The sequence below is a fragment of the Actinomadura sp. NTSP31 genome, assembly GCF_041951385.1.
Lineage (GTDB): Bacteria > Actinomycetota > Actinomycetes > Streptosporangiales > Streptosporangiaceae > Spirillospora > Spirillospora napierensis.
Genome location: NZ_JBGNUT010000004.1, coordinates 299,899 through 317,857 on the forward strand (window position 1 = coordinate 299,899; position 17,959 = coordinate 317,857).

A 17,959-nucleotide genomic window follows, 5' to 3' on the forward strand; every position below is an offset into this window, starting at 1 on the left:
ACCGCAGCGGGTTAAGCGGCTTGCTCAGGTGGAGGAGCGTTGTACCAGTTGGGGGATGCTCCAGGTCGGGCGAGCGGGTTCGCGGCCTGACAGGCCCGCCACGACGACCTCAGCGCGTTTGCGGCCCACTTCGCGCAGGTCGAAATGGATGGTGGTCAAGGCCGGTACCGCCAGCTGGGCGGTGGGGATGTCATCGACTCCGATGACGGCGATGTCGGCGGGTGCGACCAGGCCGCACTCGCGCATTCCGGCCAGTACCGCGATCGCGGTCTCGTCGTTGAAAGCGCACACGCCCGTGACGGACTCGTCGGCCAGTTGCCGCACGGCTCCTGCGGCATCTCCGGCCTCCAGGGCCGTGGTCACCGCCACCGGCGGCTCGACGCCGGCCCGGCGGCAGGCTTCGGTGACGCCGATGAGGCGTTCTTCGGCCATTGCTTTGAGGCCGGAGTCGGCGGGCAGCGCGTAGCCGATACGCCGGTGCCCGCGGCCGAGCAGGTGTTCGCCCTGCATGCGGCCGATCGGCCGCATCGCGGCGGCCTGGTCGCCGTCGGAGGGCAGCACCACGCTCGCCCCCGCCCGACGCAGGCTCTGGACGACGTCCGGGGGAAACGGGCTGAACCCAATCACCGCTGATGCGTTGACCGCCGCGCACACGTCCGGCAGCGGGCGTCCATGCGCGCCGGCCAGGTGGGTGACCAGCGTTAGGCCGTGCTCGGCCAGCGCGGTCGCCGTTTCTTCGATGAACCGGCTGATTCCGGCACCGATCGGGAGGTCGGGAACCGACAACAGGACGATGTCGCTGCGCCCGGCGGCGAGCGCGCGGGCCGAGGCGTGGGGGCGGTAGTCCAGGCGGCGGGCCGCGTCCAGGACGCGCTGCCTGGTCTCTTCGGGGATCGACTGGCCGGGCCGGTCGTTGAGCACGAAGCTCACGGTGGTCCGGGAGACGCCGGCGGCGCGGGCGACGTCCGCGCTGGTCACACGTTTGGCGGCTGTCATGCTTCTCTCATCGCCGGTCCGTCGATCACGCTTCATGCTACCGGTCCGCCTTAACGCGCGTTAGCGCCGGGCCTTCCGCCCGCCGGTCGCGTTGTCCGTTCGTGACGAAGCTGCGTCTTGCCGCCCCGTCGGCATCGCCCCCAGGCGTCGACCGGACCGTGCCCGGCGCCCGACGAGCCGTCGCCGAGACCTACCGGCGCACCATCAACGTCTGGGCGCCCGTCCAGGAGATACCCACCCGCGACGCACGCGTCCGAACCGCCACCACGGTCACCGATCACCTCGGGCTTCCCGTCGCCCGCCTCAAAGGTCGCCAGCACCCCGAAGACCTCCGCACCCTCGCCTTCCTGTCCGTCCAAGCCCAGAAATGGCTGCGCGCCTCCGGAGCCACCCGCACCTGGACTTCGGACGCGTTGCGGAAAAGGGAGCTGTCGGGTGACCAGCACCAGTCCGGCACCGCGCGAATGTCCGACTCGCCCCGCTATGGCGCTACCGACCCGCACGGGAAACTCTGGGGAACCGACCGCATCTTCATCGCCGACGCCAGCCTCCACGTCACCAACGGCGGCGCCAACCCCGTCCTGACCATCATGGCCCTCGCCTGGCGCACCGCCACCCGTGCGGCCGCCGCAGGGTAAGCCGAAGACTCTGGCTGCCAAGGGGCCGATGCACCTGCGCATCCGTGCCTGCCGGCATCGCCTTAGCTACTGATAACGTCCTCGCCACGACCAAGTAACGCGCGTCACTAATGCGCGTGAGTGGCACCACTGTCCGGCATCCCACCCCCATCCACCCCGAAAGCCGCCTCGTCTCCCCACAGAACCGACGAGGCTGGAAGGACCCGAACGTGAGCGACCACAGCCAGGGACTCCCACCAGAACCAGAGCAGACCACGAACAGCGCCCTGCCCAGGCAGAACGGCTCCGAGCCCAAGGCGACGCACGATGGCAGGGGCCTCCCGCGGCGAACGGTTCTGCTGGCCGGTGCCTCCTCGGTGGCCGGCATCGTCGCCGGTACCGCCCTCGGCTCCCGCACGGCGTCGGCCCTGCCCGGCGCCGCGGCACCGCCCAAGCAGTGGAACGTCCCGGACGCGGCGTACGTGCGCGACTGGGGTCTCGCGCCGGCGGGCCCCTGCGAAGCGGCGGCCGACCCCGAGTGCGGCACCGGCCAGCCCTCGGGCCTGCGAGGGATCGCCGGCGGCATGAGCGTGCCCGGTCTGGGCATCCCGCTCGGCGGCGTCGGCGCCGGCTCCTTCCACTACAACCTGTTCGGCACCTTCGGGCCGTGGAACATGGGCGGTTCCCAGGCGTCGAACTGGTGGGAGATGCGCACGCTCCCTCAGGCGGCGTTCCACGTCCGTGAGGAGGTCGCCGGTACCGGGGGCGGCGCGACCGTCAAGACTCTGGCCACGCGGCACGACAACGTCGCTCCGCAGCGGGACTTCGACGGGGTCCTGCCGCGGTGGAACCAACTGGGCCCCGGCGACGGTTCCTATGCCGCGCTGTACCCGTTCGGCTGGACGACCTACAACGTGTTCCGGTCGCAGGTGTCCATGCGGTTCTGGTCGCCGATCGTGGCCGGCGAGGACGAGCGCACCTCGATGCCCGTGGCCTTCTTCGATGTGGACCTGGCCAACCCCACCACGAAGACGATCGACCTGTCGGTGATGTTCACCTTCCCCAACGCCGCTCCGCATTCCACGGGCACGACGCGCACGGGCCTCTACAGCCGGTTCGACGCCGACCGGTCGGGCGTCGCCGGTGTGACACTGGGGTCGGACCACCCGACGAACACCCCCGACGCCTTCAAGTCGGAGTGGACGATCGCCGCGCTGCCGCAAGCAGGCCAGAAGCTGACCCACGTCACCTCGTGGAACGCCGCCGGCGACGGCAGCGACATCTACGCTCCGTTCGCCTCGCGGGGCGAGCTGCCCAACACCGCGCTCGACGGCTCGAACTCCGCAGGCGCCGTCGCTGTGAAGGTGCGGCTGGCACCGGGGCAGAAGACCACGGTCCGATACGCGCTGTCGTGGGACTTCCCCCAGGTGTACTACGACGGCGCACCGGCGGGCCGCGCGGTCTGGATGCGTCGGTACACCGGGTTCCTCGGTGGCAGGTCGACCCCCACCAACGACTACGTCGCGGACTCCTACCCGTTCAAGCAGGCCTTCACGATCGCCAAGCGCGAACTGGCCCGCCACGACGACTCCCTCGCCGCCGTCGAGGCGTGGTGGAAGCCGATCGCCACGAACCCCCGGTACCCGGCGTGGCTGCGCAAGGCCGCCCTCAACGAACTGTTCGGGATGGTCTTCGACGCCTCGTTCTGGGAGGCGGGCCTGGTCAGCAACACCATCACTCCCGCCCCCGGCGGACCCCGGCTGGGCGCGGAGATCCCCGGCACGCACCTCTTCTACACCATCGACGCCGGGAGCGGCGGCGCACCCGCCAACGAGATGGACGTCGACAGCTTCGGATACCTGTCCTACGCCAAGCTGTTCCCCAACCTGGAACTCGGCCGCCTGCGCGCCTGGCTGCAACTGACCAAGCAGGACAAGTGGGGGAGGGTGCCGCAGCAGATCATGTTCGACACGGGGCCCTACATCAGCGCGACAGCAGCCGACCAGGGCGCCCCCTCCGCGACCTCCGAACCCGTCTTCGGCGCACCGCCTCCCAATACCACCGACCTCGGTAAACTCTTCGACCCCGCGGGCGGCGACTCGTTCCGGGACTGCTTCCACAAGCTCATCTACCGGGTGTACGCGCTGTACAAGGAGACCGGCGACAAGAGCCTGGTGACCTACGGGTACGCCTCGATGCTGAGGACGCTGCAGCACTCGCAGTTCTTCCGCCCGCCCGGCTCCCACCTCCCGGCGGACCCGCCGTCGAACAACCCGCCGAACACCTACGACCAGGTCATCGTCAACGGCCACGGCATCTACAACTGCCAGCTGTACCTTCTCTCGCTCCAGATCCTCTCGACGCTCACCCCCACCGCCCGCTCCCTCGGCGTTCCCGAGGCCACGCACGCTGTCCAAAAGCAGATCGACGCCGAGCTGGCGGCGGCGAAGGCCGAGTTCGAGCGGATCTTCTGGAACCCCAAGACCGGGCGCTACCGCTTCTGCGACGGCACCGGCGGCATCGACGGCCGGACCGGTGACATCTTCGGCAACAAGAAGCCGGTACTGCCGCCGGACGCGGTCTTCCTGGACTCCTTCTACGCCCAGTGCGTCGCCTCCCAACTCCGGCTGCCGGACCTGATCGACCTGCAACACGCCCGGACGCACTGGCACAACACCCTGGACGCCTTCCTGGCCCCCAAGGACGCCGACGGCAAGCCCACCGGCCCGCCCATCGTCCTGGACGAGAATCTGAACCACTACCCGATGGACTACATCCAGTCCCCGGGCCGCTTCGTCGCGGAGATCGCCGACGTGTGGCCGGGCACCACCTGGATGGCGACCGCGGCCGCCGTCCACATCGGCCGCCGGACCCGCGACCGGACGCTCATCGCCAAGGCCATGAAGATGAGTGAAGTCGTGGCGAACCGGATCTACGACGACGGCGCCACGACCAAGGGCCACGCGTTCGCCACACCGGAAGCCTGGTTCGTCGACAACGTCAATATCTCCCGGTATGCCGCCTACGCCCGAGCCCGCTCGGTCTGGCAGCTCGTCGACGCCCTCGACCCCATCCCGGGAAGGGCGAACTCTCGTCGCCGCAGATGAGACGGAGCCCGTCTGCCTGAGCCGGCGCAGCACCGGCCGGCTCGCCCTGAGTACCTGTGCCTGGCCGCGCGTTCCGCGCGCGGCCAGGCCGCGGCCCAGAACCGATCTGTGGTCCTACTGGCCCAGCCCGAGCCGGCCGGCGTTGATCGCGGCGATGACCCCGCCGTCGATGAGCAGGTCGCTACCGGTGACGAAGCCGGCCTCCAGCAGATAGGCGGCGGCGTCGGCGACCTCGTCGGTGGTACCGACCCGGCCGGCCGCGGAGTGTTCGATCATCGCCTGGTAGCCGGCCGCGCCGGGCCCGGACATCTCGTCCTTGGCCAGCGGGGTCAAGATGATGCCGGGGCTGATCGAGTTGACCCGGGCGCCCCGGTCCCCCCAGGTGACGGCGGCAGCCTGCACACGTAGATGATTGGCCCGCTTGGACAGCGCGTACGCAGCGCCGGAGTCTGTGACGGCGGTGGGCCTCAGGAACGGCAGTGCCAGCAACTCGTCGGTGGGCGTGTACGCCAGCGCGTGCTCCTGCTCGGCTGTCAATGGCGCCAGTGCGCGCATGTGCCCGGCCATGCTGGACACGACGAGTCCGCTCCCGCCCGGGGCGATGATGCGGCCGAACTCCTCCAGCACGATCGCGACGCCGACGAGGTCGACGGCCAGGATCGCCTCCGCCGATGCCTGCACGGGGGACAGCCCGGCGGTGTGCACCACGTTGACGACGTCGCCGAACTGCGCGGCGGCTTGCGCGAGCGCGTGCACCGAGTCGCGGGACGCGGCGTCCACCGGGTGCGTGCTGACGGTGTGACCGGCCGCTTCGAGGGCCTCGGCGGCTGCGGCGAGCGCGGTCGGGTCGAGGTCGGCGAGCAGGACCATGCGGCCCGAGCCTTGCCGCCGGGCGATGGCTTGGCCGATCCCTCCGGCTCCGATCACGACGAGTACTTCGCTGTTCATTCGATCTTCCTTGTCCGTTGGAAGTGCTGATGGCCCTACCCAGGGGATCGGCCGCACCGCAGGGCTCCACGAAGCAGTTGGAGTGAAACTGGCGGTGATTTGGGAGTCTCCACTCGGCCCCGGGCCCGTGGTCCGGGTCCGTGCGGCCCGGGTCAGTGGGACATGACCGGTGTGGCCGCCTCCGGCTCCCCGGGTTGGCTGTCGCCGGTGCGGTCGTTGCTTGTGGCGCGGACGCAGGTGGCAGGGGTTCGACGCGCCGGTGTCGGCCGTCGCCGAGCGGGCCGGGGTGGGGATGGGCAGCCTGTACCGCCGATACCGCCAAGGAGGAACTGCTCCAGCGGCTGTGCGCCGACTCCATGCAGCGCCTCGCAGAGACGGCCCACGCTGGCCTGGCGATCGACGACCCGTGGCAGGGACTCGCCCACTACATCGTCGAGTGCGCCCGATTCGGCTTCGGTGCTCTGGCCCCCCGGCGGGGACCATCGATGTCACACCGCAGATACAGCAAGCCGCTGAACAAGCCCAGCAGTCCACCGACGAACTGATCGCCCGAGCCCAGGACGCGGGAGCCCTTCGCACTGACGTGACCGCCATGGACATCCATCTGCTCATCGGGCGGTTCAGCCGGCCAGGTCCCGCACCGTCCCGGCGCGCCGAGGAAGAGACCAGGTCCCGCCTGCTGGCGATCGTCCTCGACGGCCTCAGAACCCACAACGCCGGCCCGCTCCCGGGCGCCCCACCAGACCCCCGGCAGTACCACGCCATGTGGGCCGCCGACTGACTGACCTTGGGTCCTCCACCGGATCTGTCGGCCTCGGTCGGGAGGTGCTCGTGTGCACTCCGGCTGGCCGGAGCAGGCCATGCCCTGGAAAGACCACCGCCCCCCATCCACGCAGGAATGTTCGACGCCACCGCCTGACCACCGGGAACATCACCCGGCCGTGAAAAATCTTCGCGGCATGGGCGGCGGAAGATCGATAACAGTCTCATTGTGAGACTTCCTCGGATTTGAGGACCGTGCTTCCATGGGGACCGAGCAAGCGTTCGGGGACCAACGCGGAGCGCTGAGCGAGGGAGTACCGGATGGGGCTGCGCTTTCCCGGGAGGTTGTGGGTGCCCCTGGCGGCCGCAGTCGTGCTGGTCCTCAGCATGGCGCTGGCGGCGCAGGCGCACATCGAGCGGCCGTCGTACTGGCCCTCGCCCGGTCCCGACTGCTCCGTCAGCCCGTGCGCGGGCGGGACGGTGCCGACACCGCGGAGCCTGGCGTCGGCCGTCCAGACCGTCCCAGGGAGCACGACCCGCGTGGTGTGCCGGCCGGACTCGCCGCAACGGCTGGAGGCCTCGATCAAGCGGGCGCTGAAGTCGGGCTACGACGTCCGCCCGCACGACCACCGGACGCTCGGCGCCGCCCAGGCGCGGGAGCTGCAGCGGATCAACCGGGCACTGTTCGCCCGGTGCCGGTACAAGGAGATCCAGCCCGCGGTGAACGACTCGCGGAACAACGACCGGGTCGTGGTGTTGCCGGGCGTCTACACCGAACCCACGGCGCGCAAGAAGCCGACCCACGACCCCGCATGCGACCGGTACAAGCTGAGCACGGGCGCGTACTCCTACCTCGGCGAGTACACCTGCCAGAACGACGCCAACCTGATCGCCGTGCTCGGCCGGACCCCCGGCACCGGCAAGGACCCGGACCCGCCGCTCGTCGACCGGCACGGCATCCCCAACCGGGGGTCGTGCCTGCGCTGCAACCTCCAGCTCGAAGGGGCGGGCGTGAGCGCTGACGACGTCGTCGTGGACGCCGGTGACCCGTCGTCCGGCAACGGCGGCCCGCGCAACTCGGCGAAGGACGTGGGCATCCGCGCCGACCGGGCCGACGGCTTCGTGCTGCGGAACCTGACCGTCCGGCACGCCGACGAGCACGACATCTACGTGCTGGAGAGCAACGGCTACCTGCTGGACAGCTTCAAGACCTTCTACGCGGGCGAGTACGGCGTGCTCACCTTCGTCGAGGACCACGGCGTGATCCAGAACTGCGAGGCGGCCGGCAACGGCGACTCCGGGCTGTATCCCGGCGCGGGCGCGAAGACCGGGGCCGGACGCGACGAGGGCGTCTACCCGACCGCGCGCTACAGCCAGGAGGTCCGCTACTGCGACTCGCACCACAACACCAGCGGCTACTCGGGCACCGACGGCAGCGCCACCTGGGTGCACCACGACAACTTCTACGACAATGCCCTCGGTTTCACCACCGACGTGTTCACCGCCGCCGGGCATCCGGGCTTCCCGCAGCAGGGCGACCTCGTCGAGAAGAACGACTTCTACTCCAACAACTTCAACCCGTACGTGGCGGACAGCGACGTGGTGCCGACCGTGCCGGTCCCGGTGGGGAGCGGGATGTGGATCGCCGGCGGTGACGACAACGTCGTCCGGAACAACAGCTTCCGCGACAACCGGCGGCGCGGAGCCATGCTCTTCGCCGTCCCGGACGCGTTCGTCTGCGCCGACCAGCCCCTGACGGGCTGCGACCCGCTGAAGCTGTCCACCTCGCACCGCAACCAGTTCTACGGCAACAGGATGGCCGGCAACGGCGTGGACTTCTGGTGGGACGCCTTCCCCGGCAACTCCGGCAACTGCTGGTACTCCAACGGCGCCGTCACCAGCTCGCCCACGGGCCTGCCGGACTGCCTGAACGGCAAGGCGCCCTTCCTCAGCATCGGGTTCGGCAACCTGGGCAACGAGCTCGAACTGCTCACCTGCATGGCCAACCTGAAGCCCGGCGGCCCGTGTCCCTGGTTCACGACTCCCAAGGCCACAGCCCCGGCCGCATCCAGGACGGCGCCCCCCGGCGAAGCCGGCCACCCCGAGACGAGCGAACTCGACGACGCGATGCTCGCCGCGATGACCTGCCACTCCTGGCAGGAGATGACGACCGGCCAGCGCGACCACATGCTGGGCAAGATGGCGTTGTTCATGGGCGGCCAGATCGACCATCCGGGAGCACGCGGCACGACGCTGAGCAACCAGAACGCGACCAGCATGCTCAACAATGCCTGCGGGCTGTCCTTCGCGGGCCCGTTCAAGCTTTACAAGCTCTACGCCCGAGCGGCGGCCTTCCCTATGCAACTCCCGTAACGGCTCAAAGGGACTGATCCTCCTCGTCGTTGCGCTCTGCCTGTTCCGCGGCGGCCTCGATCCGGTGTGCGGAGCGGCGGCGTTGCCGGTCCTCGCGCCCCGGCCAAGAACCCGCCCCTTGAACCGCCAATCATCGGATTGATTAAAGGATTTCGAAACTTGGCGCCAACTCGCGGAAGATCCCGATGCCGCGTGGCGGCCTTCAGTGCATGACAGGCAGCGGGTGTAGCCGATTTGGCAATGGCAAAACCGCTGCAGTCCGGCAATGCCGATCTCTCGCGCTCCTGGTCGCGCCAGTTTAGTCCCCTGCGACCCGGGGGACAGGAACGGAACATTTCACGGACTCGATAGGTACCGCAATGGTGCGACATTCGACCGTGTGACCTACGTCTACAAGGGGCAACAGTCATGAGCACCATAACGACCAAGGACGGCACCGAGATCTATTACAAGGACTGGGGTGAGGGACCGGTCGTGACGTTCTCCCACGGCTGGCCGCTGAGCTCCGACGCGTGGGACGGACAGATGCTGTTCCTCGTGCAGCACGGCTTCCGCGTGGTCGTGCACGACCGGCGCGGCCACGGTCGTTCCAGCCAGGCATCCTCGGGCAACGACATGAACGGCTATGCCGACGATCTCGCGGCCGTGATCGAGGCGCTCGATCTCCACGACGTCAGCCTGGTGGGCCACTCCACGGGCGGCGGCGAGGTCGCCCGCTACATCGGGCGTTACGGAACGGCACGAGTCGCCAAGGCGATCCTGATAGCCGCGGTGCCGCCGCTCATGCTGAAGACCGACGCCAATCCCGAGGGACTGCCGATCGACGTCTTCGATGACATGCGCGAGGCGCTCTTCAAGGACCGCTCGCAGTTCTACCGGGATCTGGCCACTCAGTTCTACGGTGCCAACAGGCCCGGCTCCGAGGTCTCGCAGGGCATCCTCGACCAGTTCTGGCTGTGGAGCATGCAGTCAGGCCTCCTCAACGCCTACCTCAGCATCAAGGCCTTCTCGGAGACCGATTTCACCGAAGACCTCGCCAAGTTCGACGTTCCGACCCTGGTGCTGCACGGTGAGGACGACCAGATCGTCCCCGTCGAGGACTCGGCGAGGAAGTCGGCCCGGCTCATCAAGGACGCGAGGGACCTCTACTACCCGGGCGCCCCGCATGGCCTCACCGCCACGCACCAGGACCAGGTCAACGCCGACCTGCTGAACTTCCTGCAGAGCTGATCAGCGGCCGGGCGTGGACGCGGCGGTGCTACGACGTGGTCGGCTCGAGGTCTCCCGTCCGGCCCCGCAGGTGCGGACGGTCGCGTTCGGCCCAGCGGACGGCCGGGGGCACGGCCAGGCCGGTCAGGGCGAACAGGCCGCCGACGAGCCACCATCCCGGCACTCCCCATTCGATGCACAGGGTGATCAGCAGGGCGGGGCCGAGCGTGATCCCCAGGCCGAGGCCCATGCCGAACAGGCCCTGGTACTGGCCGACGGCGTGCCGCGGGGCCAGCGCGAAGGACAGTTCGAAGCCGGCCGCGGCCTGCCAGACCTCGCCGACCGTGTGGATGATCACCGCGATCGGCAGCAGCAGCATGGCGATCCACAGGGGGGCGCCCGCCATGAGCGAGAGCAGCGCGGCGGCGACCAGGAAGGCGAAGCCCGCGCGGCGCAGCGCGCGGCCGCCGAGGGCGGGGGTGGCGATGCCGCGGCTCGCCCGGACTTGGAAGAGGACGACGATGACGGTGTTGATCAGCATCACCACCGTCACCGACCACGTCGGCGCCAGGATCCGGTTCACCAGCCACAGCGGCACGGCCGCGGTCAGCACCCGGTACTGGATCGCCATCACGCCGTCCAGCACGGTCAGGACGAGATAGGGGCGGTCCCGCAGCGCCGCCCATCGCCGCCCATCGCCCCGCGGCACCGGCGTCAGGTACGGCAGGAACAGCACGACCAGCGCCGACGCCGCGTACGACACGGCGCTGCCCGCGAGCAGCAGCACGTACGCGTGCCGGGTGTCGACGGCGACGCCCCAGCCCGCCAGCAGCGCGCCCACCGAGATCCCGACGTTGGTGACCGAGCGCAGGTACCCGCGGAACTCGGCGGGCCGCTCCCCGCCGTACTCCTGCACGAGCGGGCCGCGCGCGGCCTGGCCCGCCGACTGCGCGGCGGCGCCGAGGCTCGCGAACAGCAGGAACGTCCAGAAGCCGCGCGCCAGGCACAGGCCCGCCATGGACACCGTGCCCAACCCCAGCGTCAGCGCGTACACCGAGCGGGCGCCCTTCCGGTCGGCCAGGTGACCGAACGGGATCCCGGCCGCCAGCGACACCGCCCCCGCGAGGGTCAGCCCGATCCCCACCTCGGCCGCGGGCAGGTGCACCGCCCGGGTGAAGTACAGCACCCCGGCGGTGAGGTAGACGCCGTAGCCGACCGTGCTCACCAGCGTGGCGAACGCGAGCAGGCGGGCGGGACGGCCGCCCTTCGGGAGTACTCCCGCGGCCCGTCGGCGCGCGCCGACACCGGCGATCATCAGGCCGCCGACTCCCCGGGCCCGGCCCCGTCGGCCGCGGTCACGAACCGGACCGACAGCGCGAGTTCCTCGGCGATCTCGCGCGCCCGCGTCGAGGTCTCCGCACCGGTGACGATGACCGCGGCCCGGTCGCGGGAGCTGTGCACCGGGGGGATCTCCGCCCCGGGGCCGATCAGGAGTTCCGCGTGCAGCACCGCCGGATGGGCGCGGACCTCGTCCCATCCCTCGACCGCCACGAGGGTGCCCGGCGGCGGGGTCAGGAAGCGCATCGCCGCTCCGCGGGCGGGCCGGGGCGGGCCGGGTGCGCGCGGCAGGCCGAGCATGTCGTCGATGACCAGCCCGAAGATCTCGAGACCTGGGATGGCGTACTCGAGCATCAGGTAGAGCCAGTCGCCGCCGAGGCGGCCGTGCACCTCGCCGAGCACGACGCCGCCCGGCGTCAGCCAGAACTCGACGTGGAAGGCCCCGACGCGCAGACCCAGGGTGAGAAGCGCGGCGGACACCACCTCCTCGATCTCCTCACGCCGGGGCTCGGGCAGGTCCGCGGGCAACTCGTGCGCGGTCTCGACGAAGAGCGGCGGCGGGGTCTTCTCCTTGGTGGTGATGGCCAGGAAGTGCGGCCGGCCGTCCAGGAAGATCCCCTCGATGCTGAACTCCGTCCCGGGCACGAACTCCTCGATCAGGAACGTGCCCGCGTCCGGCAGCATCGCCATCGCCGCGGGCAGGTCGGCGGACAAGGAGACCTCGGTCACCCCGATGCTGCCCATGGCGTCGCGCGGCTTGACGATGCACGGACCCGGAGCGTCCCGCATGAAGTCCTCCGCGTCGGCCGCGCTCGTGCACAGCCGGACGGCGGGCTGGGCGAATCCCGCCGCGGCCAGCGCCGTCCGGCAGGCGTCCTTGGTGCGGATCCGGCGGATCACCTCGGGCGGGTTGCCCGGCACGCCGATGGCCGCCGCCGTCTCGGCCGCCGCGACCTGGGCCATCTCCAGCAGCGCGAACACCGCCGCGATGGGCTCACCGGCCGCGACGCGCCGCCGCGCCCACTCCGCGTTCTCCCGCGGATCGGCGTAGTCCACGACCGAGGCCTCGTCGGCCGCGGCGACGATCGAGGGCGTGGCCGCCAGGACGGGCGCGGTGGTGGTGACGATCGTGCGGATCCCGCGGGCGGCGGTCTGCGCGAGCACCGCCTCGGCCATGTTCACGCTGAAGGGAAGGGCGCGGGCGCCGGCGACGAACAACAGGGTCGGCTTCATCGCGCCGCCCCCGCCCCGGCCGTCTCCCGCCGCTCCAGGCTGTTGACCAGCCCGCAGAACCCCTCGATCTCCCCGGCCGTCATGTTCGAGCGCAGCATCACGCGCAGGCCCGCCTGGCCCCGGCCGATGACCGGGAAGAAGATCGGCGAAACGAAGTAGCCGGCGCGCATCAGGTCCTGCGCCAGCTCGACGGTCCCCGCCTCCGAGCCGACCTGCACGAACCGGATCGGCAGCCCGTCGCCGCGCTCGGCGGTGTCGACCAGGCCGTCGAAAAGGTCGATGTTGGCCTGCAGCCGGTCCTGCAGCCCGGTCAGCTCCGGGCTCCGGTGCAGCTCGGCCGAGGCGAGCACGGCGCCGAGCCCCGCGGTGTTGATCCGCTGCGACCACATCAGCGGGGCGGCGCTGCGCAGCGCGATGTCGACCCACTCCCGCGCGCCGCGGCGGCCGAGGAAGACCGCGCCACCGGACGCGCCGAACCCCTTGTTCAGCGAGGTGATGATCAGGGTGCGGTCGTTGAGCCCGCCCATCGTCTCCAGCACCACGCCGCGCCCGTTCCGCCCGACGGTGGAGGTGCTGTGCGCCTCGTCGAAGAACAGGAACAGCCCGTACCTCTCCTGCAGGCGCAGCAGCTCGGCGATCGGGGCCGCGCCGCCGGTGCTGTACACGCCGTCGGCCACGTACGCGACCTGCCGGTGCCGCCGGCACAGGTCCTCCAGCGCCTCGACGTCGTTGTGCCGGATCGTGACGATCTCCGCCTCGTCGGCCACGCTCGGCTTCATCGCGTTCATGCAGAAGTGGGCGTTCTTGTCGAACACCATCAGCGGCGGGACCCCGCCGGTGAGCAGACCCGAGGCCACCAGCGGCAGGCTCGTCCAGGCCGCGAGGGCACAGGAGTTGACCGTGACCGCCTCGACGTCGAACAGGTCCGACAGCGCGGCCTCGGCGTCCTGCAGCACGCCGAAATGGAGCCTCAGGCGCGAGGCCGAGGAGTTGAGGGCCCCCTGGGCGAGCACGGCGTCGGCCGCGGCCCGGACGAGCCCGGGGTGGGTGTCGAGGCCGAGATAGGAGTAGGACGACATGTTGACGAACTCGTGGCCGTCGGCGCGCACGCGGTGCCTGCCGTCGCCGATCCCGTCCACCGTGACGCCGAACAGTCCCGCCTTCTCTGTGACGTCCCAGAACTCGGTGCTGATGCGCACGGACTTCTTGAGGTTGAGGAACTGATGCATGGTGCTCTTGGTCTCCTTGGATGGTGCGGAAGCGGCCGCGCCGGGCGTGCGGGGAGCCCGGCGTGCCCGCGGGTCGGGTGCGGTCACGCCGACCTGGCCAGACGCCGCAGCGGGGGTTCGGTCATCGCCGGCCGCGGAGTCGTGTGGCGCTTACCGGAGCTGCGGTAGAGGGAGTCGTGGATGCCGTCGGCGAACTGCAGCGCGCCCAGGTCGCGGCGGGCCTTGGCGACCGGCGAGTCGGCCCGGTACCCCGAGGCCCCGAGCAGCTGTGCGAGCTCGGTGGCGGCCTGGCAGGCGGTATCGACGCCGTGCGCCTTCATCTCCCAGGCGCACTGCTCGGCCCAGTCGGCCTCGGCGTGCGCCAGCTGCGCGGCGACGGCGGTGCCCAGCAGCGCGGCCGTCAGCTGGGCGTGCGTCCGGCCGAGGGTCACCAGTGCGGAGTCGCGCAGCCGGGGCAGGTCCCCGCTGCTCTTCCGGTACGTGAGATGGGTGCTGGCGGCGTCGAACACGGCCGCGGCCGCGCCGAGCGCCGTGGCGGTCACCAGTGGCCGGTAGGCGGTGAAATGCCTGCGCAGCAGGGACATTCCGTGGCCGCGCAGGACGTCGCGGTCGGGGTGGACGGGCACGGCGTCCAGGTCCAGAACCCCCCACGTCCACCCGGCCAGGCCCTCAGGCGACACGGGCTCGCGGTACAGGCCCGGCTCGGCGGCGTCGATCGCCGCCGCGGCCAGGCCGCCCTCCGGGGCCTGGAAGAACACCACGAACACCGAGGCCTCGTCGAGCCGGCTGATCCACGTCTTGCGGCCGCTGACCAGCCACGTCCCGTCCGGGCCGACCGTGGCGCGGGTCCGCGCGGCGGCCGGCCGGGAACCGCCGTGCGGCTCGGTGATGGCGACGCCCACGAGCGCGCCGGCCGCCAGGCGCGATCCCCACCGCTCGCGGAGCGCGGGGCGTCCGTGCCGGGCGATCAGCCTGCCGTACCCGAGCGTCACCGCGTCCCGCAGGTCGACGTCCCGGTAGCCGCAGACGAACTGCGCGAGGACCCCGAACAGAGGCGAGGTCATGTGGTCCAGGAAACCGCGTTCCACCATCGCCAGCCGGACGGCCATGAGCCGACGCGAGCGCTCGGGTCCGTCCGGCAGGTCGACAGGGTGGACGGCGAGCACCTCGTCCAGTTCGGTCTCCAGGGCCGCCAGCCGGTCCCAGTCGACCTGGCCCGTGGGATCCAGGACCGGGCGCACCGGCTGAAGCCAGGCGTCGATCGCCTCACCGGTCATGGCCGGCCCTCCTATCGACGCACGCCGGGCAACCCCGCACCTTGATCTTGGGGGAGCAGTTGCCGGCGTACCCGGTCGGTGTGGCGCCCGGCGCGAGGTGGGCCCCCTGCCCCATGTGTCCGCTGGACGCCGACGGACACAAAGCCTCAAGCTCGGACATGTCCGCGCCGCCCCATCGAGGGGCGGCCATCACCGCCGACCTGCACCGTTTCCGTGAACTCCGCATGGGTTTCATCGCGCCCTCCTTGGAGCGATGTCCGGCGGTCGCCGGGCGGCCATCGCCCCTACCAAAAGGCGTTCCATCGCGTTCCATCCCGTTCCACCCAGGAGCGCGACGCTGTCGTCATGGTCGGCTGGCGTGGGTGGACGGATTACCTGGGACGTAATCGTCGGCATGATGCCGCACCGGTAGCGTCGAGGCGTGACGACAATGACGACGGCGTTGAGCGACGTGCGACCCATCGGAGACCAGCTGCGCGCGTGGCGGCAGCGGCGCAGGCTGAGCCAGCTGGAGCTGGCGTCGGAGGCGGACGTGTCGACGCGGCACCTGAGCTTCGTGGAGACGGGCCGGTCGGTGCCGAGCCGGGAGATGGTGCTGCGGCTCGCCGAGCACCTGGACGTGCCGCTGCGGGACCGGAACCTGCTCCTCGTCGCTGCCGGCTACGCGCCGGTGTTCGACGAGACGCCGATCGAGGAACCCCGGATGGACAGCGTCCGGGCGGCGCTGCGGCAGGTGCTGGACGGCCACGAGCCGTACCCGGCGGTGGTGGTGGACCGGTTCTGGAACCTGATCGACTCCAACGGGGCCGCGGGCCTGTTCCTGGAGGGCGCTCCTCCGGAGCTGCTGGAGCCGCCGCTGAACGTGCTGCGGCTCAGCATGCATCCCGACGGGATGGCCAAGAACATCCTCAACCTGGCGGAATGGCGCGCCCACATGATCGACCGGGTGCGCCGCCACGTCGCGCTCACCGCCGACTCGGCGCTGACGCAGCTGTACCAGGAGCTGCGGAGCTTCCCCGGGGACGTGGGGGAGGCGATGGCGCCGCCGGCGGACCACGACGTCTTCGTCCCGCTGCGGATGCGGGTCGACGGCCGGGAACTCTCCTTCTTCAGCACGATCGCGACGTTCGGGACGCCGGTGGACATCACCGTCGCCGAGCTGGCGATCGAGTCGTTCTACCCGGCGGACGAGGCGACCACCGCCTTCCTGCGCGAGCGCGCCGGCTGGTAGGGCGCGCCCTCACTCCTCGGCTTTCAGCAGGTCGTGGTGGATGCGCTCAAGCGGCGCCCCGAGCCGTTGGAGGCAGGCCACCGTCCGCCGCACCATCGGGGCGGGGCCGGCGACGTAGGCGTCGCGGTCGTCCCAGGCGCCGTCCCAGTCCTCCAGGTCGCCCAGGACGTCGGCGGGCGTGCCGTGCGGGCCGCCGGACCCCGGTTCGTCGGACAGGACGGGGTGCACCCGCACCCACGGGTACGCCGCCTCCAGCAGGCGCAGGTCCGGCAGGTCGTACAGGCCGGACTCGGTGCGGGCGCCGACCACCAGGCGCACCCGCCGTTCCCGGCCGGCCATGACCGCCTGTTCGGCGAGCGCCTTGACCGGGGCGAGGCCGGTGCCGCCGGCGACCAGCAGCAGGTCGCGGCCGGAGTCGGGGTCGAGGGTCATCGTGCCCGTGGCGGGACCGAGCAGGACGGTGTCGCCGGGCGCGGTCCCGCGCACCAGCGCGCCGCTCACCCAGCCGCCCGGCCGCGCCCGCACGTGCAGCCGGATCCGGCCGTCCGAGCGGGGCGCGTTGGCGATCGAGTAGGGCCGCCAGACGCGCGGCCAGCGGAAGGTCTGCACGGTCACGTACTGGCCGGGGGCGAACGGCAGCGGGCGTTCCGGGTTCAGCGTGAGCACGGCGAGGTCGTCGGCCCGGCGGTCGTGCTCGACGACCTCGGCCGTCCACCACGGCGGGGCGGCGTCCGCGTCCCGCTCGGCCGCCTCGATCATCGTCGCGGAGGCGGACCGGAAGGCCTCGACCCAGGCCTCCTCGGCGCGCGGGCTCCAGACGTCGGCCGCGTGGACGCGCAGGGTGGCGATGAGGGCGTCCTCGACCGCGCGGTAGTGCTCGGCCGTCACCCCGTACTTGCGGTGGCAGCGGCCGAGGCCGGCCAGGTAGGCGGCGAGTTCCTCGGGGTTGTCCTGGCTCCAGACGATGCGGGTGAGCGCGTGGAAGAAGCGGGCGCGCTGGTCGCCGAGCGCGACGGGGAACAGTGCGCGCAGCCGCGGGTTCGCGGCGAACAGGCGGCCGTAGAAATAGCCGACGGCCTTGTCGGAGCGGTTTTCGAGGCGGTTGAAGCTTTCCTTGAGCATTCGGGGTTCCGTTGACATGGCAGGCACGTCCCCTCGGCGATGGCGGCCGGCACCGGTGACCACTCGGCGCCCTCCGCGCCCGCCGGGTGCCCGGCTCGGTGAGATTCTCGCATCGGAAATCCCACGTCCTCAAGGTTCCGTGTCCCGGCCGGCCGCCGATATCACGATGGGTGATCGGACATCAATTCTGTGTGATCAAAATGAACGTGACATATAGGGTGAATACTGATCGGTACCGACTTTGCCCCGGATGATCGTCAAGGATTGCCGGTATTTCGGTAGGCGCTGATGTACGGGGACGGGTCGCCTCGGATCGGTGCGGCGGTCGCCGGAACGGAACCGAACGGCATCAGTGGACGGATCTACGCCCCGGTAGAAGATTTCCTCGTCCGGTAGGGAATGTTCCCCGCGCGGTGGACGCGGCGCGGCCGCCGCCGCGGAACCATGATCGTCCAGGTCGGGGGCCGCCTCCGGGGTGGGGGCTTCGGCCTGCGCGGATCCGGGGCGTGCGGCAAGC

Annotated in this window: 13 protein-coding genes; 6 read left to right on the forward strand and 7 right to left on the reverse strand. The window is 70.9% G+C overall.

Going from position 1 to position 17,959, the window contains the following annotated elements:
• Nucleotides 1-24 precede the first annotated feature (24 nt).
• Complete coding sequence (locus ACA514_RS08865) at nucleotides 25-1,032, reverse strand: LacI family DNA-binding transcriptional regulator (protein ID WP_375040534.1); 1,008 nt, start codon at nucleotides 1,030-1,032, stop codon at nucleotides 25-27.
• A 65-nt stretch (nucleotides 1,033-1,097) separates the two neighbouring features.
• Between ACA514_RS08865 and ACA514_RS08870 the strand changes: the two genes are divergently transcribed.
• Together ACA514_RS08870 and ACA514_RS08875 are read left to right on the forward strand one after the other, a co-directional pair.
• The gene (locus tag ACA514_RS08870; RefSeq protein WP_375040535.1) at nucleotides 1,098-1,634 is read left to right on the forward strand and encodes a GMC family oxidoreductase; all 537 of its coding nucleotides are present in this window, start codon (nucleotides 1,098-1,100) and stop codon (nucleotides 1,632-1,634) included.
• 209 nt (nucleotides 1,635-1,843) lie between these two features.
• A complete protein-coding gene (locus ACA514_RS08875; protein ID WP_375040536.1) occupies nucleotides 1,844-4,720 on the forward strand; it encodes a GH116 family glycosyl-hydrolase in 2,877 nt (958 codons plus the stop codon).
• A gap of 114 nt (nucleotides 4,721-4,834) precedes the next feature.
• Here the strand turns inward: ACA514_RS08875 and ACA514_RS08880 are convergent, their stop codons facing one another.
• On the reverse strand, nucleotides 4,835-5,668 hold the full coding sequence (locus tag ACA514_RS08880; protein WP_375040537.1) for an SDR family oxidoreductase: 834 nt from the start codon (nucleotides 5,666-5,668) through the stop codon (nucleotides 4,835-4,837).
• 292 nt (nucleotides 5,669-5,960) lie between these two features.
• Here ACA514_RS08880 and ACA514_RS08885 point away from each other — a divergent pair, with 292 nt between their 5' ends.
• The 3 genes from ACA514_RS08885 to ACA514_RS08895 all read left to right on the forward strand — a co-directional run bounded on the left by ACA514_RS08885 (nucleotide 5,961) and on the right by ACA514_RS08895 (nucleotide 10,033).
• The gene (locus ACA514_RS08885) at nucleotides 5,961-6,449 is read left to right on the forward strand and encodes a TetR/AcrR family transcriptional regulator (protein ID WP_375040538.1); all 489 of its coding nucleotides are present in this window, start codon (nucleotides 5,961-5,963) and stop codon (nucleotides 6,447-6,449) included.
• 302 nt (nucleotides 6,450-6,751) lie between these two features.
• Nucleotides 6,752-8,803, forward strand: a complete 2,052-nt coding sequence (locus ACA514_RS08890; protein WP_375040539.1) for a right-handed parallel beta-helix repeat-containing protein — start codon at nucleotides 6,752-6,754, stop codon at nucleotides 8,801-8,803.
• 408 nt (nucleotides 8,804-9,211) lie between these two features.
• Nucleotides 9,212-10,033, forward strand: coding sequence for an alpha/beta fold hydrolase (locus ACA514_RS08895; RefSeq protein WP_375040540.1), 822 nt, complete (start codon nucleotides 9,212-9,214; stop codon nucleotides 10,031-10,033).
• 28 nt (nucleotides 10,034-10,061) lie between these two features.
• On the opposite strand, the gene ACA514_RS08900 is transcribed toward ACA514_RS08895, so the two are convergent.
• The 4 genes from ACA514_RS08900 to ACA514_RS08915 form a co-directional block, all read right to left on the reverse strand.
• Entirely contained in the window at nucleotides 10,062-11,327 is a 1,266-nt protein-coding gene (locus tag ACA514_RS08900; protein WP_375040541.1) for an MFS transporter, read from the reverse strand.
• Entirely contained in the window at nucleotides 11,327-12,583 is a 1,257-nt protein-coding gene (locus ACA514_RS08905; protein WP_375040542.1) for an ATP-grasp domain-containing protein, read from the reverse strand. The genes ACA514_RS08900 and ACA514_RS08905 overlap by 1 nt, the downstream gene beginning before the upstream one ends.
• Nucleotides 12,580-13,812 (reverse strand): aminotransferase class I/II-fold pyridoxal phosphate-dependent enzyme, encoded by a 1,233-nt coding sequence (locus ACA514_RS08910; protein WP_375040543.1) that lies wholly within the window; start codon nucleotides 13,810-13,812, stop codon nucleotides 12,580-12,582. Before ACA514_RS08910 ends, ACA514_RS08905 begins: the two co-directional genes overlap by 4 nt.
• 83 nt (nucleotides 13,813-13,895) lie before the next feature.
• Nucleotides 13,896-15,089, reverse strand: a complete 1,194-nt coding sequence (locus ACA514_RS08915; RefSeq protein WP_375040544.1) for an acyl-CoA dehydrogenase family protein — start codon at nucleotides 15,087-15,089, stop codon at nucleotides 13,896-13,898.
• 430 nt (nucleotides 15,090-15,519) lie between these two features.
• Between ACA514_RS08915 and ACA514_RS08920 the strand changes: the two genes are divergently transcribed.
• Nucleotides 15,520-16,320 carry a helix-turn-helix domain-containing protein gene (locus ACA514_RS08920; RefSeq protein ID WP_375040701.1) on the forward strand — a complete coding sequence of 267 codons (801 nt, stop codon included), beginning with the start codon at nucleotides 15,520-15,522 and terminating at the stop codon, nucleotides 16,318-16,320.
• A 9-nt stretch (nucleotides 16,321-16,329) separates the two neighbouring features.
• Here ACA514_RS08920 and ACA514_RS08925 read toward each other — a convergent pair whose 3' ends face one another.
• On the reverse strand, nucleotides 16,330-17,442 hold the full coding sequence (locus ACA514_RS08925; RefSeq protein ID WP_375040545.1) for a globin domain-containing protein: 1,113 nt from the start codon (nucleotides 17,440-17,442) through the stop codon (nucleotides 16,330-16,332).
• Nucleotides 17,443-17,959: the final 517 nt, after the last annotated feature.

Coding starts and splice junctions, on each gene's coding strand:
- ACA514_RS08915 (WP_375040544.1), bottom strand. CDS start 15,089: ATGACCGGTGAGGCGATCGACGCCTGGCTTCAGCCGGTGCGCCCGGTC.
- ACA514_RS08905 (WP_375040542.1), bottom strand. CDS start 12,583: ATGAAGCCGACCCTGTTGTTCGTCGCCGGCGCCCGCGCCCTTCCCTTC.
- ACA514_RS08920 (WP_375040701.1), top strand. CDS start 15,520: ATGACGACGGCGTTGAGCGACGTGCGACCCATCGGAGACCAGCTGCGC.
- ACA514_RS08925 (WP_375040545.1), bottom strand. CDS start 17,442: ATGCTCAAGGAAAGCTTCAACCGCCTCGAAAACCGCTCCGACAAGGCC.
- ACA514_RS08900 (WP_375040541.1), bottom strand. CDS start 11,327: ATGATCGCCGGTGTCGGCGCGCGCCGACGGGCCGCGGGAGTACTCCCG.
- ACA514_RS08885 (WP_375040538.1), top strand. CDS start 5,961: ATGGGCAGCCTGTACCGCCGATACCGCCAAGGAGGAACTGCTCCAGCG.
- ACA514_RS08890 (WP_375040539.1), top strand. CDS start 6,752: ATGGGGCTGCGCTTTCCCGGGAGGTTGTGGGTGCCCCTGGCGGCCGCA.
- ACA514_RS08865 (WP_375040534.1), bottom strand. CDS start 1,032: ATGAAGCGTGATCGACGGACCGGCGATGAGAGAAGCATGACAGCCGCC.
- ACA514_RS08910 (WP_375040543.1), bottom strand. CDS start 13,812: ATGCATCAGTTCCTCAACCTCAAGAAGTCCGTGCGCATCAGCACCGAG.
- ACA514_RS08895 (WP_375040540.1), top strand. CDS start 9,212: ATGAGCACCATAACGACCAAGGACGGCACCGAGATCTATTACAAGGAC.
- ACA514_RS08880 (WP_375040537.1), bottom strand. CDS start 5,668: ATGAACAGCGAAGTACTCGTCGTGATCGGAGCCGGAGGGATCGGCCAA.